Source organism: Rhodanobacter thiooxydans LCS2, assembly GCF_000264375.1.
Taxonomy (GTDB): Bacteria; Pseudomonadota; Gammaproteobacteria; order Xanthomonadales; family Rhodanobacteraceae; genus Rhodanobacter; species Rhodanobacter thiooxydans.
In genome coordinates, this window is the sequence record NZ_AJXW01000055.1 from 1 (window position 1) to 14,386 (window position 14,386).

General features: G+C 65.7%; 12 protein-coding genes. 6 read left to right on the forward strand and 6 right to left on the reverse strand.

What is annotated here, in order from left to right; translation table 11 throughout:
• The 3 genes from glmS to UUA_RS11680 form a co-directional block, all read left to right on the forward strand.
• Nucleotides 1-1,465: glutamine--fructose-6-phosphate transaminase (isomerizing) (glmS, locus tag UUA_RS11670; protein ID WP_008437068.1), on the forward strand; the 1,465-nt coding region annotated here is incomplete at its 5' end.
• 47 nt (nt 1,466-1,512) lie between these two features.
• A complete protein-coding gene (locus UUA_RS11675) occupies nt 1,513-2,403 on the forward strand; it encodes a universal stress protein (RefSeq protein WP_238533018.1) in 891 nt (296 codons plus the stop codon).
• A 42-nt stretch (nt 2,404-2,445) separates the two neighbouring features.
• The gene (locus UUA_RS11680; RefSeq protein WP_008437076.1) at nt 2,446-2,919 is read left to right on the forward strand and encodes a host attachment protein; all 474 of its coding nucleotides are present in this window, start codon (nt 2,446-2,448) and stop codon (nt 2,917-2,919) included.
• A gap of 20 nt (nt 2,920-2,939) precedes the next feature.
• Here the strand turns inward: UUA_RS11680 and mgtA are convergent, their stop codons facing one another.
• The 6 genes from mgtA to rfbB form a co-directional block, all read right to left on the reverse strand.
• Nucleotides 2,940-5,492, reverse strand: a complete 2,553-nt coding sequence (gene mgtA, locus UUA_RS11685; RefSeq protein WP_008437077.1) for a magnesium-translocating P-type ATPase — start codon at nt 5,490-5,492, stop codon at nt 2,940-2,942.
• 127 nt (nt 5,493-5,619) lie between these two features.
• Nucleotides 5,620-7,032 carry a mannose-1-phosphate guanylyltransferase/mannose-6-phosphate isomerase gene (locus tag UUA_RS11690; protein ID WP_008437078.1) on the reverse strand — a complete coding sequence of 471 codons (1,413 nt, stop codon included), beginning with the start codon at nt 7,030-7,032 and terminating at the stop codon, nt 5,620-5,622.
• Nucleotides 7,033-7,258: 226 nt separating this feature from the next.
• A complete protein-coding gene (gene rfbD / locus UUA_RS11695; protein WP_008437079.1) occupies nt 7,259-8,188 on the reverse strand; it encodes a dTDP-4-dehydrorhamnose reductase in 930 nt (309 codons plus the stop codon).
• Nucleotides 8,185-8,742, reverse strand: coding sequence for a dTDP-4-dehydrorhamnose 3,5-epimerase (rfbC, locus tag UUA_RS11700; protein ID WP_008437080.1), 558 nt, complete (start codon nt 8,740-8,742; stop codon nt 8,185-8,187). The genes rfbD and rfbC overlap by 4 nt, the downstream gene beginning before the upstream one ends.
• Nucleotides 8,739-9,629, reverse strand: coding sequence for a glucose-1-phosphate thymidylyltransferase RfbA (gene rfbA, locus UUA_RS11705; protein ID WP_008437081.1), 891 nt, complete (start codon nt 9,627-9,629; stop codon nt 8,739-8,741). The genes rfbC and rfbA overlap by 4 nt, the downstream gene beginning before the upstream one ends.
• A 2-nt stretch (nt 9,630-9,631) precedes the next feature.
• On the reverse strand, nt 9,632-10,702 hold the full coding sequence (rfbB, locus tag UUA_RS11710; RefSeq protein WP_039953875.1) for a dTDP-glucose 4,6-dehydratase: 1,071 nt from the start codon (nt 10,700-10,702) through the stop codon (nt 9,632-9,634).
• A 273-nt stretch (nt 10,703-10,975) separates the two neighbouring features.
• Between rfbB and UUA_RS11715 the strand changes: the two genes are divergently transcribed.
• Genes UUA_RS11715 through UUA_RS11725 form a run of 3 tightly spaced genes read left to right on the forward strand, consistent with a single transcriptional unit; the run spans nt 10,976 to nt 14,384 of the window.
• The gene (locus UUA_RS11715) at nt 10,976-12,145 is read left to right on the forward strand and encodes a trans-sulfuration enzyme family protein (protein ID WP_008437083.1); all 1,170 of its coding nucleotides are present in this window, start codon (nt 10,976-10,978) and stop codon (nt 12,143-12,145) included.
• Between the two features lie 42 nt (nt 12,146-12,187).
• Nucleotides 12,188-13,018, forward strand: a complete 831-nt coding sequence (locus UUA_RS11720; protein WP_039953877.1) for an ABC transporter permease — start codon at nt 12,188-12,190, stop codon at nt 13,016-13,018.
• Nucleotides 13,008-14,384, forward strand: a complete 1,377-nt coding sequence (locus UUA_RS11725) for an ABC transporter ATP-binding protein (RefSeq protein ID WP_039953879.1) — start codon at nt 13,008-13,010, stop codon at nt 14,382-14,384. The genes UUA_RS11720 and UUA_RS11725 overlap by 11 nt, the downstream gene beginning before the upstream one ends.
• The last annotated feature ends 2 nt before the right edge of the window (nt 14,385-14,386 follow it).

The window sequence follows — 14,386 nt, forward strand, 5'->3', positions numbered from 1 at the left end:
CGACACCGAGGTGATGGCCGCATTGATCGACCGCCACCTCGACCAGGGCCTGCACCTGCGCGAGGCGGTGCTGGCCACCGTGCGCGAGCTGGAAGGCGCCTACGCCATCGCCGTGCTCAGCCGCGACGAGCCCGGCCACGTGGTCGGCGCGCGGCGCGGCGCGCCGCTGCTGGTCGGTTTGGGCATCGGCGAGAACTTCCTCGGCTCCGACGCGCAGGCGCTGGTGCAGGTGACCCACCGCATGGTCTATCTCGACGATGGCGACGTGGTCGAGATCACCCGCGACAGCATGCAGGTGTACGGCCTGGACGGCGCGCCGGTGGAGCGCGCGGTGCACGAGAGCGAGCTGTCCAGCGACGCGGTGGAGCGCGGCGAGTACCGCCACTACATGCAGAAGGAGATCTTCGAGCAGCCGCGCGCGGTGGCCGACACGCTGGAAGCGCGCCTGGGCCCGCACGGCGTGCTGCCGAACATCTTCGGCATCGACAGCGACGCGCTGCTGGCGGCCACCCGCGGCCTGCACATCGTCGCCTGCGGCACCAGCTACCACGCCGGCCTGGTGGCCAAGTACTGGATCGAGGAGTACGCGCGGCTGCCGGTCAGCGTGGAAGTGGCCAGCGAATACCGCTACCGCGAGACGGTGGTGCCCGAAGGCACGCTGTTCGTGGCGATCTCGCAGTCCGGCGAAACCGCCGACACCCTGGCGGCGATGCGCGAAGCGCGCCGCCGCGGCTACCTCGGCACGCTGGCGATCTGCAACGTGCCCGAGTCCTCGGCGGTGCGCGAGGCCGACCTCAAGCTGATGACCCGCGCCGGCCCCGAGATCGGCGTGGCTTCGACCAAGGCCTTCACCACCCAGCTTGCCGCGCTCGCCCTGCTGACGCTGGAACTGGGCCGCCGCCACGGCCTGGACGAGGCGCGCTACGCCGCGCTGTGCGCCGAGCTGCAGCACCTGCCGCGGGCGATCGAGGAAACGCTGCAGATGGAGCCGGCGATCATCGCCCTGGCCGGCGAGTTCATCCACCGCCAGCATGCACTGTTCCTCGGCCGCGGCGTGCAGTACCCGGTGGCGCTGGAAGGCGCGCTGAAGCTCAAGGAAATCTCCTACATCCACGCCGAGGCCTATGCCGCCGGCGAACTCAAGCACGGCCCGCTGGCGCTGGTCGACGAGCACATGCCGGTGATTGCGGTGGCGCCGAACGGCCCGCTGCTGGACAAGCTCAAATCCAACCTGCAGGAAGTGCGCGCCCGCGGCGGCCGCCTGATCGTGTTCGCCGATGGCGCCGCCGGCATGGACGACATGGCCGGCACCGGTACCATGCTGCGCGTGGCCTCCGGCGGCAACTTCATCGCCCCGGCCGTGTTCACCGTGCCGCTGCAGCTGCTCGCCTACCACGTCGCCGTGCTGCGCGGCACCGACGTCGACCAGCCGCGCAACCTGGCGAAATCCGTCACCGTGGAGTAGCGCGGCAAATGGCCATGCCGCCTGCGCAAGGCCTTTGCATGCCGTAGTTGATCGAGGTCAAGCCTGCGGTCTGCGGCATCGCTAGATTGTCTTCCGTGGAGGAGGGCAGCGACATGCGGGACATCCTGGCCTACACCAGCAGCTACGCGACCTGGTCGCGAGGCCCGGCGTACGCGGCGCGCCTGGCCGCTGCGCTGGATGCCTCGCTGACGGGTCTCTACGTCAGTCCGTCGCCGATGGCCCTGATGCAGGGGTATGAGACGCCGGAGCTTGCGAGCTACGTTCTGGAGGGTATCCGCGATTTGATGGAGGGCGCTTCGGCCGCCGGCCCCGCGTTCGTCCGCTGGGCTGGCGAGCACGGCGTGACGAAGGCGGCTTGGCAGGTAGCCGCCGGCGACCTGCCCAGCGTGCTCGGGCACATCGGCAATTGGCATGACCTGCTGGTGCTGGAACGCACGCCGGCGCCGGAAGAGAGTGCCGTGGAACCTGGTCGCATCGCGCTCTCGGTGGAGATCCCGTGCCTCGTCGTTCCGCCGGAAGGAGCGCTGGCGCCCGCACCGGAATGCATTGCCGTGGCGTGGAACGGCTCGCCGGAGGCGATCCGGGCGATCCACGCGGCGCGGCCGCTGCTGGCGCGCGCCGGCCGCGTGGTGGTGCTGAGCGGAACGCAGCGAAAAGTGCTCACCGAAATAGACTGGAAGCCCGCGTTCGATCTCGATATGTATCTACGGCGGCACGGCATCCATGCCGAGCAACGCCCGCTGCTCGCCAGCGACGAGCAAGCCGGTGCGGCCCTGCTCGCCGCAGCGACGGAGATCGGCGCCGGCCTGCTGGTGATGGGGGCCTACGGCCGCACCCGTTTCAGCGAATGGGTCTTCGGCGGCGCCACCCGCCATATCCTGAACCATGCCGGCATTCCGGTGGTGATGCGGCATTGATGCCGGCATGGTCGTCTTGCGCGCTTCCGCGGGAGGTTCGATATGTCCAACGTGATGGTAGTCGTCGCCGACAGCGTGAGGGCGCGCTGCTTCGAGGCAAACGCAAAGCCCGCGACGTGGACCGAGGTTGCCTGCCTGACCAATCCCGATGGCCGGGCGCTGGGCCGTGACGCGCCGACCGAGCGCCTGCCACGCACAAATGAGAGCGCCGGGCCGTCGCGCCACGCCATCGAGCCGCATACCACCCTGTCCGAAAAGAGCCTCGATGCGTTTGCGCGCAGCATCGGTGAGACGCTGGAGCGTGACCGCCGCGCCGGGCGCTTCGAGCACCTGGTGCTGGTCGCGGCGCCACATCTGCTCGGCGTGTTGCACACCCACTTCAGCAAGTCCCTGCGTGCCAGCATCGTCGGCGAGCTCAAGCTCGACCTCGCCGGGCTGTCGGCCGACGAGATCCATGCGCGACTGCCGCGGGAATTCCTCCGCCAGGCAGGGCCGCATGCTTCCGCTCGCTCGTGACGTAGCTGACGCCCGCCGGCTCATGCCGCTGGGTTCCATTCGTCAGCATCCATGAATCGCCGCTTGGCCAGCTCGACCAGCAGCAGGTAGGTGGCCGTCGCCGCCAGCAGGAACACGAAGAACGCCGCTGGCAACGGCGTCATGCCCAGCCTGGGCGCGAGCGGTGTCCAGGGCAGCACCATGCCGATGGCCAGCGCCGCCAGCACGCCGACCGCCAGCGCCGGGCTGGGCCGGCTGCGCAGCGGATGGCCGGCGGTGCGGATGACGAACAGCACCAGGGTCTGGGTGGCGAGCGACTCGATGAACCAGCCGGTGTGGAACGCCGCCTCCGAAGCGTGCAGCCAGTGCAGCAGCACGTAGAACGTGGCGAAGTCGTACAGCGAGCTGATCGGCCCGACGCCGAGCATGAAGCGCCGGATCACGGCCACGCTCCACCGCCGCGGCCGGCGCAGTTGCGCCTCGTCCACGTTGTCGGTCGGGATGGCGGTCTGCGCCAGGTCGTAGAGGAAGTTGTTCAGCAGGATCTGGGTCGGCAGCATGGGCAGGAACGGCAGGAACAGCGTGCCGGCGGCCATGCTGAACATGTTGCCGAAGTTGGAACTGGTGCCCATCAACAGGTACTTCATGACGTTGGCGAACGCCCGGCGACCCTCGATGACGCCGGCGTGCAGGATGCCCAGATCGCGCTCGCGCAGCACGATGTCGGCGGCGTCGCGGGCGACATCCACGGCGTCGGCCACCGAAATGCCCACGTCGGCGGCATGCAGCGACGGCGCGTCGTTGATGCCGTCGCCGAGAAAGCCGACCACGCTGTTGCGCCCCTTGAGCGCCAGCACGATGCGGTGCTTCTGCGCGGGCGAAACCCGCGCGAACACGTTGGTGCGCTCGGCCAGGGCGCCCAGCGCGGCCTCGCCCAGCCCGTCGAGTTGCGTGCCGGTCACCAGCTGGCTGGCGTCGATGCCGACCTCTTCGCACACATGCCGCGCCACCTTTTCGTTGTCGCCGGTGAGGATCTTCACCGCGATGCCGTCACGCGCCAGCGCGCGCAGGCAATCGGCCACGCCGGGGATCACCGGGTCGGCGAAGGTGACGAAGCCGGCCAGTACCAGCGCGGTTTCATCGACTACCGTGTAGCGGTCCTGCACCGGCATGTTGCGATAGGCCACCGCCAGCACGCGCAGCCCCTGTTCGCCGAACGCCTCGTAGCAGCGCGTGCAGCGGGCCGTGGCGTCGTCGTCGAGCGGCCGCGGCATGCCGCCCACCTCGTACTGCGTGCAGGCGGCGAGCACGGATTCCGGCGCACCCTTGACCACCAGCAGCCGTTCGTCGCCGTGCTGCAGCACCACGCACAACCGGCGCCGCTCGAAGTCGAACGGGATCTCGTCGAGCTTGCGGTACTCGTCGGTGGTCAGCGTGGCGTGGCGCAGGATGGCCGCATCGAGCGGGCTGCGGATGCCGGTCTCGAACGCGGCGTTGAGCTGGGCCAGCAGCAGCGTGCGCGTGGAGGCTTCACCGAACGGGTCGACCGTGGCGGCGACCGCGGTCTCGCTGCTGGTCAGGGTGCCGGTCTTGTCGCTCAGCAGCACCGTCATGCTGCCGAAATCCTCGATGGCGGCAAGGTGCTTGACGATCACCCGCCGGCGCGCCATGCGCACCGCGCCGCGGGCCAGCGTGACGGTGGTGATCATCGGCATGAACTCGGGCGTCAGTCCGACCGCCAGCGCCAGCGCGAACAGCAGCGTCTCCAGGGGCGGACGGTGCAGCACGACGCCCGCCAGCAGCACGCCGAGCAGCAGGAACACCACGGTGCGCATGATCAGCCTGGAAAAATCCGCCAGGCCGCGCTCGAACTCGGTCTGCGGCGGCCGCTCGGACAGCGTCTCGGCAACGTCGCCGAAGGCCGTGTTGCGCCCGGTGGCGAAGACCAGCGCGGTCGCCGTGCCAGCCACCACCGAGGTGCCAAGGAAGACCAGCTGCCGCGCATCCGCGCCGTTCGCGCCGTCCGCGCCGGCCACGGACTCCTTGGCCGCCGGTGCCGATTCGCCGGTCAGCGCAGCCTGCTGCACGTGCAGGTCGCGCGCGTCGATCAGGCGCGCATCGGCGGGCACCCGGTTGCCGGCGCACAGCCGGATCACGTCGCCCACCACCAGTTCGCGGCGCGGCCGTTCCTGCCAGCGGCCGTCGCGGAGCACCGTTGCCATCGGCGCGATCTCCTCGCGCAGGCGGTTGGCGGCCTGCTGCGAGCGGTAGCTGAGCGCGAAGTTGAGCGTCACGCTCAGCAGCACGATGGCGACGATGATGGCGGCGCCGGCCCAGTCGCCGAGGAAGCCGGAGACGCCCGCCGCCAGCAGCAGGATGACCACCAGCGGGTTGGCGAACAGGCTGAGCAGGGTGGCGATCACGCCATGGCGGCCGGCCTGGCGGGCCTCGTTCGGGCCATCGCGCAGCAGCCGGCTCGCCGCCTCGGGCCCGGACAATCCCTCCGCACTGCTGGCCAGGGCGTGGAACAGGCCGGCCAGCGGGATGGCCGCCGGATTCCGCGCCGCAGGGGAAGCTGTGCCGGTGTCGTTCATGCTGCCGGCGACTCTGCGACGCGCGCCCTGTCGCCGTGTTGATGCCGGTCAACTGGGCCGCGCATCCACGCGGCGGCCTGCACGATCGGCTGACGTCGCCCGGCCATCCGGCGACACGGGTCGCCGATCAGGCACGCCCGTAGACGTCGTCGTAGCGCACGATGTCGTCTTCGCCCAGGTAGCTGCCGGATTGCACCTCGATCAGTTCCAGCGCCACCTTGCCGGGGTTGCGCAGGCGGTGCCTGCTGCCCAGCGGGATATAGGTGCTCTGGTTCTCGCTGAGCAGGAACACCTTGTCGTCGCAGGTGACCTCGGCAGTGCCGGAGACCACGATCCAGTGCTCGGCGCGGTGGTGGTGCTTCTGCAGGCTCAGCGCCGCGCCGGGCTTGACCACGATGCGCTTGACCTGGAAGCGCGAGCCCTCCTCCAGCGAGTCGTAGCTACCCCACGGCCGGTACACCACGCGGTGCAGCGAGTGCTCGCTGCGGCCGGCGGCCTTCAGCTGCTCGACGATCTTCTTCACGTCCTGCGCGGCATCGCGGTGCGCCACCAGGGTGGCGTCCGGCGTGGTCACCACGATCAGGTCGTCGATGCCGACGGTGGCAAGCAGGTGGCGCTCGTGCGAGCGCAGCAGCGAGTTGCGCGTGTCCACCGCCAAGGTGTCGCCTTCGCGCAGGTTGCCGGCGGTGTCCTTGTTGCCGGTCAGCCACAGTGCCGACCACGAGCCAATGTCGCTCCACGCGCAGCTCACCGGGATCACCGCCGCGCGCGTGGTCTTCTCCATCACTGCGTAGTCGATCGACTTGTCCGGCGCCTGCGCGAACGCGTCGCGGTCGATGCGCACGAAGTCGAGGTCGGTCGTGGCTTTCGCGTGCGCCTCGCGCACTGCGGCCAGCATCGCCGGCGCGTGCGCCTCGAGTTCTTCCAGGTAGCGTGCGGCCTTGAACAGGAACATGCCGGAGTTCCAGTCGTAGCCGCCATCGGCCAGGTACGACGCGGCTGTGGCGAGGTCGGGCTTCTCGATGAACCGCTCCACGCGGTAGCCATGGCTGCCGATCGCCTCGGCGCGACGGATGTAGCCGAAGCCGGTCTCGGGGCGATCCGGGCGAATGCCGAAGGTGACCAGCCAGCCCTGCGCGGCCAGCGGCAGCGCCTTCGTCACGCCCTCGACGAAGGCGGCGGTGTCGCCGATCAGGTGGTCGGCCGGCAGCACCAGCAGGATGGCCTCCGCGTCGCGCTGCAGGGCGCTGAGCGCGCCCAGCGCGATCGCCGGCGCGGTGTTGCGGGCCAGCGGCTCCAGCACAATGGTGGCGTCCGCCACGCCCGCTTCCAGCAGCTGGTCGGCGGCGAGGAAGCGATGATCCTCGCTGGCCACCACGATCGGCGCGGCGACATCCGGCAGCTGCCGGGTGCGCGCAACGGTCTGCTGGAACAGCGTGCCCTCGCCGGCCAGCGCCAGGAACTGCTTGGGCAGGTTCTTGCGCGACACCGGCCACAACCGGCTGCCGCTGCCGCCGCTGAGGATGAGGGGGATCAACATGGCGTTTCGCGCGCAAGCGGGGGAGGAATGCGCGCGATTGTGAACCAAACCCGTCATTCGTGTCATTCGAAAGCCCATCGCCGGCGACACCAAACAAGCGCGCGATGTCGTAGGAGCCCGCTCGCGGGCGATGCCTTTGCCCTAGCAACTACCGACCTCAAACGCATCGCCCGCGAGCGTGCTCCTTGTACGTTAGCCATCAAGGGCGATCGGCGTAAGGTCGTCCCTACGGCGAGTGGAGAAGGCCGATGACTTTGCCCAATCCCTCGCGCCAATCGGGCAGAGGGAAATCGAATCGCTGCTGGAAGTCGCAGTTGTCCAGCAATGACCACGCCGGGCGCACCGCTGGAGTCGGGTAATCGGTGGTGGCGATCGCCATCACGCGCGGTGGGTGCGGCAGCAGGCCGCGCGCCTGCGCCTCGTCGAAGATCGCGCTGGCGAAGCCGTGCCAGGTCGTCGCGCCGCTGGCGACCAGATGGTGTGTGCCGACCAGTGCAGGGCGCTGCACACCCTTCGACTGCAGCCAGCGATCGAGTGCGGCGAGCGTGCCTTGCACGATCAGGCCGGTGTCGGTGGGCGCGCCGTGCTGGTCGGCCACCACACGCAGCTCGTCGCGCTCGGCGCCCAGGCGCTGCATGGTGCGCAGGAAGTTGTGGCCGTGTGCGGCATAGACCCACGCGGTGCGCAATATCAGGTGATCGGCACCGCTGTCGCGCAGCGCCTGCTCGCCTGCGAGCTTGCTGCGACCGTAGGCGCCAAGTGGACCGGTCGGCGCGTCGACCGCGTAGGGCTGCGATTGCTTGCCGTCAAACACGTAGTCGGTGGAGTAATGGATCACCAGCGCACCGTGAGCTACTGCCCAATGGCCCAGCACGCCGACCGCCTCGCCGTTGACACGGGTGGCCAGCGCCTCTTCCTGCTCGGCGCGATCGACCGCCGTGTACGCGGCGGCATTGACGATCAGGTCCGGCCGCACGCGATCGAGCAGGGCAGGCAGCGATTCGGGGGCAGACAGGTCGGCGATCTCGCCGCGACCGCCGCCCGCCAGGGCACCGTCACGGCTGGCGACGAATAGCGAACCGCGGGTGGCCAGACCGCCCTGGTCGAGGAACGTACGGCCGAGCTGGCCGTTGGCGCCGAGCAGCAGGATCCTCATGGCGTGTAGACCGGCAAGCGCTCGGGCGGCACGTCCGAGAGCAGCGGCGTCTTGCTGTCCTTGTCCGACAGCAGTGGTGCGCTGACGGGCCAGTCGATGGCGAGCGCGGCATCGTTCCAGCGGATGCCGGCGTCGGCCTTGGCGTCATACAACGCGGTGCACTGGTAGGTGAAGGTGGCGAATTCGGAAACCACGCAGAAACCGTGCGCGAAGCCCTCCGGTATCCAGAAGTGACGGTGGTTGCCGGCCGTCAGCATCACGCCCACCGACTGCCCGAACGTGGGCGAGCCGCGGCGGATGTCCACCGCCACGTCGTAGACTTCGCCTTCCAGAACGCTGACCAGCTTGCCCTGCGGGTTTGGCCACTGGTAATGCAGGCCGCGCAGCACGCCGCGCGCGGAGCGCGAGACGTTGGATTGCACGAAGTCGGCATCGATGCCGGCCTCGACCCATTTGGCCTTGTTGTAGCTTTCGTAAAAAAACCCGCGGGAATCGCCGAACACCTGTGGTTCGATGATTAGCGCACCGGGCAGTGCCGTCTCGATGACCTTCATCGTGCCAAGCCTTGCCGGGTCAGCTGCTGCAGGTACTGGCCATAGCCGGTCTTGGCCAGCGGCGCGGCCAGCGCCAGCAACTGCTCGGCGTCGATCCAGCCGTTGAGGTAGGCGATTTCTTCCGGGCAGCACACCTTGAGCCCCTGCCGGTTCTCGATCGTCTCGATGTAGTTGCCCGCCTCCATCAGCGACTCGTGGGTGCCGGTATCCAGCCAGGCGAAGCCGCGGCCGAGCTGCTCCAGATGCAGCGAACCGCCGTCGAGGTAACAGCGGTTGAGGTCGGTGATCTCCAGCTCGCCGCGCGGCGAGGGTTTCAGCGAGGCGGCGTAGTCACATACCCGGCCATCGTAGAAGTACAGGCCGGTGACCGCGTAATGCGATTTCGGCTGGGCCGGCTTTTCCTCCAGCCCGATCACCTTGCCGGCGCCGTCGAACTCGGCCACGCCGTAGCGCTCCGGGTCCTTCACCCAGTAGCCGAACACGGTGGCGCCATGCTCGCGCGCGGCGGCGCGCTTGAGCCGCTCGGTGAAGCCGTGGCCGTAGAAGATGTTGTCGCCCAGCACCAGACAGCTCGGCTTGCCGTCGACGAAGTCGCGACCGATGGTGAATGCCTGCGCCAGTCCGTCGGGCGAGGGCTGCACCGCATAGTGGATGGCGATGCCCCACTGCGAGCCGTCGCCGAGCAGGCGCCGGAACATGTCCTGCTCATGCGGGGTGTTGATCAACAGCACTTCGCGAATGCCGGCCAGCATCAGCGTGGCCAGCGGGTAGTAGATCATCGGCTTGTCGTACACCGGCAGCAGCTGCTTGCTGATCGCGCGGGTGATCGGGTGCAGCCGGGTGCCGGAACCGCCGGCGAGGATGATGCCCTTGCGTGCGTTGGTCATGCTCATGCGCCCAGTCTCTCCATGCGGTAGCTGCCGTCCAGCACGCGCTGCACCCATGGCTGGTGGGCGAGGTACCAGTCCACCGTGGCGGCGATACCGCTTTCGAAGGTTTGCGAGGGCTTCCACCCCAGTTCGCGCTGCAGCTTGCTGGAGTCGATCGCGTAGCGGCGGTCGTGGCCGGGGCGGTCCTTCACGTAAGTGATCAGCGATTCGCGCTTGCGACCGTCGGCCAGGGGGCGGCGCTCGTCGAGCAACGCGCAGATCGTCTTCACCACGGTGATGTTGGTGCGTTCGGCATTGCCGCCCACGTTGTAAGTCTCGCCCACGCGACCGGCCTCAAGTACACGACGGATGGCACTGCAGTGGTCGCCCACGAACAGCCAGTCGCGGATGTTCAGGCCGTCGCCGTAAACAGGGAGTGACTCGCCGGCCAGCGCCTTGGCGGTCACCAGCGGAATGAGCTTCTCCGGGAACTGGTACGGCCCGTAGTTGTTCGAGCAGTTGGTGGTGAGCGTGGGCAGGCCGTAGGTGTGGTGGAACGCTCGCACCAGATGGTCGGACGCAGCCTTCGACGCGGAGTACGGCGAGTTCGGCGCGTACGGCGTGGTCTCGGTGAACTTGCCCTCGGCGCCGAGCGAGCCATAGACCTCGTCGGTGGACACATGCAGGAAGCGGAATGCCTCGCGGGTTGTGCCCTCCAGACTGCGCCAGTAATCGCGGGCGCATTCCAGCAGGCCCAACGTACCGACCACGTTGGTCTGCACGAACTCGGCCGGCCCGTCGATCGAACGGTCCACATGCGACTCGGCCGCGAAGTTCACGATGGCATCGGGCTTGTGCTCAGCCAGCAGCGTCGCCACCAATGCGCGGTCGCCGATGTCACCCTGCACGAAAACGTGACGCACATCACCTTGCAGCGAGGCCAGCGTGTCGAGGTTGCCGGCATAGGTGAGCTTGTCCAGGTTGACCACGTGCAAGCCGTCGGCCATTGCCTGCAGCACGAAATTCGCGCCGATGAAGCCGGCTCCGCCGGTCACCAACAGTGTCTTGCTCCTTGCGGATAATCCATTCATCAGTGTGTCCTGGGTTCGACTCAGTGGGGCCTGCTGGCGATTTGAACGCGCAGTCAGCAGCAAATGATGCCGGTTCTGGCCGCAATGACCAAGCGCCGGTCAGGTTTGCGGAGCACCATGGTGTAAAGAAGTGACAACAAGTCAGCAGTTTGCCCACTTTGATATGAACGTCGTCTTCATCCGAATGCCCGGCGGTTACCCCTTAGCGGCTAGAATCAGCGGTTCGATCCTCATCCAAGATGGCCCGTCCAGTGGGCTGGGAGCAACAAGGCGATGAAAAACGGCAAGCAACGCAGCGAACAGGGAATGGGTACCCGCGCGATCCACGCCGGCCAGCATCCCGACCCCAGCACTGGCGCCATCATGACGCCGATCTACGCTACCTCGACCTACGTGCAGGAGAGCCCGGGCAAGCACAAGGGCTACGAGTATTCGCGCACGCAGAATCCTACGCGGATGGCCTATGAGCGCTGCGTGGCGGATCTGGAAGGCGGTGTGGCCGGCTTCGCGTTCGCCTCCGGTCTGGCGGCGGCATCGACCGTGCTGGACCTGCTCGATTCAGGCAGCCACGTGATCGCTATGGACGATCTCTACGGCGGCACTTACCGACTGTTCGAGCGGGTACGACGCCGCTCGGCCGGACTGGATTTCAGCTTCGTCGACCTGAACGACACGGCAGCATTGAAAGCAGCGCTGAAGCCGAACACGCGGATGATCTGGGCCGAGACGCCGACCAACCCGATGCTGAAGCTGGTCGACCTGGCCAAGGTTGCCGCGTTCGCGAAGAAGCACGGCCTGATCCTGGTGGTCGACAACACCTTCTGCTCGCCGATGGTTCAGCGACCGCTGGAGTTCGGCGCCGACCTGGTGCTGCACTCGGCCACCAAGTACATCAACGGCCACTCCGACATGGTCGGCGGCATCGTGGTTGCCAACAACAAGGACCTGACTGAGCGGATGGGCTTCCTGCAGAACTCGGTGGGCGCGGTGGCCGGCCCGTTCGACGCATTCCTCGCCATGCGCGGCCTGAAGACGCTACATCTGCGCATGCGCCAGCACTGCGCCAGCGCCTTGGAACTGGCAACCTGGTTGCAGAAGCACCCGGCCATCGATCGAGTGATCTACCCGGGTCTCAAGAGTCACCCGCAACACGCCCTGGCCAAGCGCCAGATGCACGGTTTCGGCGGCATCGTGACCATCGAGGTGAAGGGCGGCCTGAAGAAGGCGCGCCGCATGCTGGAACGCTGCGAGCTGTTCGCCCTGGCCGAGTCGCTCGGCGGCGTCGAGAGCCTGATCGAGCACCCCGCCATCATGACCCACGCCTCGGTGCCGCCAGCCAACCGCAAGCGGCTGGGCATCAGCGACGGGCTGGTGCGGCTCTCGATTGGTGTTGAAGATGTGCGAGACCTGCAGCAGGAGCTTTCATCGGTCCTCGCGTATTAAGAGTTGGATCTATGGATGCGTTTTATTCGGAGAAGAAGCTGGATGTCAGAACTAAAAGCGGTGTCAACAAATATTGTGTTTGATCCGTTTTCTCCATTCGGAAAACACCGGTCTCTGGTAACCGAACTGTCCAAGCGTGAAATTCTGGGGAGATACCGTGGGGCAAGCTTCGGATTGTTCTGGTCTCTCATCAGTCCATTTCTGATGTTGTTGGTTTATACGCTGGCCTTCGGTTCCGTCATGAAGGTCAAGTGGCCACAGGTTCAGGATGGCAGCTCTCATTATTCGCTGATCCTTTTTGTCGGCCTCATTGTGCATGGGTTTTTCGCGGAATGCTTGACGCGGGCGCCATTACTGATAACGTCAAACCCCAACTTCGTCAAAAGGATCATATTCCCACTTGAGCTGATGCCTTGGCCTATGGTGGTGTCAGCGTTGTTTCACGCAATGATGAATGTAGTGGTCTTTATCGCGCTTCGCGCGGCAATTGATCACACCTTTACATGGCAAGTCGCCCTTTTGCCTGTGGTCTTGTTGCCGCTGATAGTGTTCACGCTGGGCTTGTCGTGGTTTCTTGCGGCGGCGGGCGTTTATCTACGCGATATCAACCAGGTCACCGGAGTTTTGGCGACGGCCATGCTGTTCCTGTCATCGGCCATGTTTCCAGTGAGTGCGCTGCCGGAGAATTTTCGTTTCATGATCAAGCTCAATCCGCTTACTTTCATCATAGATCAGGCTAGAGAGGTCGCGCTCTGGGGGAGAATGCCGGATTGGCGGGGGCTTGGTCTCTATCTGATGTTTGGTGTTGTGGTGATGTATGCCGGCTATGCATTCTTTCGAGTCACGCGCAAGGGCTTTGGCGATGTCATCTGACAACGTAATTGTCGCGACAAACTTGAGTAAGGCCTTCCCCGTTTATGAAAGGCCGGTTCACCGACTGCTGCAGATGTTTTCGTCCCCTTCTCGCAAGCATATTTGGTATAGGAAGTTCGAGGCACTCAAGAGCATAAGCTTTGAGGTCGCACGCGGTGAGACGCTTGGGATAGTGGGGCGGAATGGGTCCGGCAAGTCCACCCTTTTGCAGATCATCTGCGGGACGCTTGGTGAGACCTTCGGGAGCATTGCCGTTCGAGGGCGTATCGCGGCACTTTTGGAGTTGGGTGCCGGATTTAATCCAGAGTTCACCGGACGTGAAAATGTCTACTTGAATGGCACCGTCCTTGGCCTTACGCGCGCCGAGGTGGCGGAGCGTTTTGAGCGGATCGTGGAGTTCTCCGAGATTGGAGGGTTCATCGATCAGCCGGTCAAAAGTTATTCCAGTGGTATGTTCGTGAGGCTTGCATTTGCAGTCGCGATTAACGTGACACCCGATATTTTGGTCGTCGATGAAGCGCTGTCGGTAGGGGATGAGGCGTTTCAGCGAAAGTGCTTTGCACGAATTCAGCAGTTGCGGGACTCAGGCGTAACCGTTCTGTTTGTTTCGCATTCGGCCGGTGTCGTAATGCAGCTTTGTGATCGCGCCATTTTGCTCGATCAGGGGGAGCTTCTGGCGATTGGGGCACCCAAACTGGTGATATCGAGATACCACAAGCTGATCTACGCGCCGCCATATCGTCAAGCGGAGTTGCGCCGAGAGATCCAGGCCGAGTGCATTGGCATTGGTAGCGATAGTATCGCCATGCCCGGGCTTGGCGAAGAGGGTAATGATGGGGGGCGGTCGGCACCAGCTGATGAACAGGGGCTAGAATCGTTCGATCCAGAAATGTTCCCAAAGAGCACTGTTCGTTACGACGCCCAAGGCGCAGAGATAGTTGACGCGCGGATCGAGACGAGAGGTGGTGCGCGGGTCAATGTGTTGGTGCAGGGGAAGACGTACATTTACACCTATCGCGTTCGATTTTCCCGGGCGGCGGCATCCATCAGATGCGGCATGCTGATCAAGACGGTAACTGGGCTTGAGTTGGGCGGCGGCACCACCGCGGGTGACCACGGCTCCGAGATATCCGTTGAAGAAGGTGATGTTGTCTGCGCGCGCTTTTCTTTCAAGTGCTTACTGGATGCGGGCACCTATTTCCTCAATGCTGGCATTCTCGGCAGGCTTGGCGAGGATGAGGTCTACCTTGATCGTCTACTTGACGCGGCGATGTTTCGGGTCTTGCCGAAGCCGTCGAGGCTTGCAACAGGTTTCGTCGACTTCGAGATTGGACCAAAGTTGATTGCAACGGGTGAAACCGAGTGACA

Excerpts from the sequence above, each read along its gene's own strand:
- rfbB (WP_039953875.1), bottom strand. The coding sequence starts at position 10,702 with ATGAATGGATTATCCGCAAGGAGCAAGACACTGTTGGTGACCGGCGGA.
- rfbC (WP_008437080.1), bottom strand. The coding sequence starts at position 8,742 with ATGAAGGTCATCGAGACGGCACTGCCCGGTGCGCTAATCATCGAACCA.
- rfbD (WP_008437079.1), bottom strand. The coding sequence starts at position 8,188 with ATGAGGATCCTGCTGCTCGGCGCCAACGGCCAGCTCGGCCGTACGTTC.
- UUA_RS11725 (WP_039953879.1), top strand. The coding sequence starts at position 13,008 with ATGTCATCTGACAACGTAATTGTCGCGACAAACTTGAGTAAGGCCTTC.
- UUA_RS11680 (WP_008437076.1), top strand. The coding sequence starts at position 2,446 with ATGTCCAACGTGATGGTAGTCGTCGCCGACAGCGTGAGGGCGCGCTGC.
- mgtA (WP_008437077.1), bottom strand. The coding sequence starts at position 5,492 with ATGAACGACACCGGCACAGCTTCCCCTGCGGCGCGGAATCCGGCGGCC.
- UUA_RS11715 (WP_008437083.1), top strand. The coding sequence starts at position 10,976 with ATGAAAAACGGCAAGCAACGCAGCGAACAGGGAATGGGTACCCGCGCG.
- UUA_RS11690 (WP_008437078.1), bottom strand. The coding sequence starts at position 7,032 with ATGTTGATCCCCCTCATCCTCAGCGGCGGCAGCGGCAGCCGGTTGTGG.
- UUA_RS11720 (WP_039953877.1), top strand. The coding sequence starts at position 12,188 with ATGTCAGAACTAAAAGCGGTGTCAACAAATATTGTGTTTGATCCGTTT.
- rfbA (WP_008437081.1), bottom strand. The coding sequence starts at position 9,629 with ATGACCAACGCACGCAAGGGCATCATCCTCGCCGGCGGTTCCGGCACC.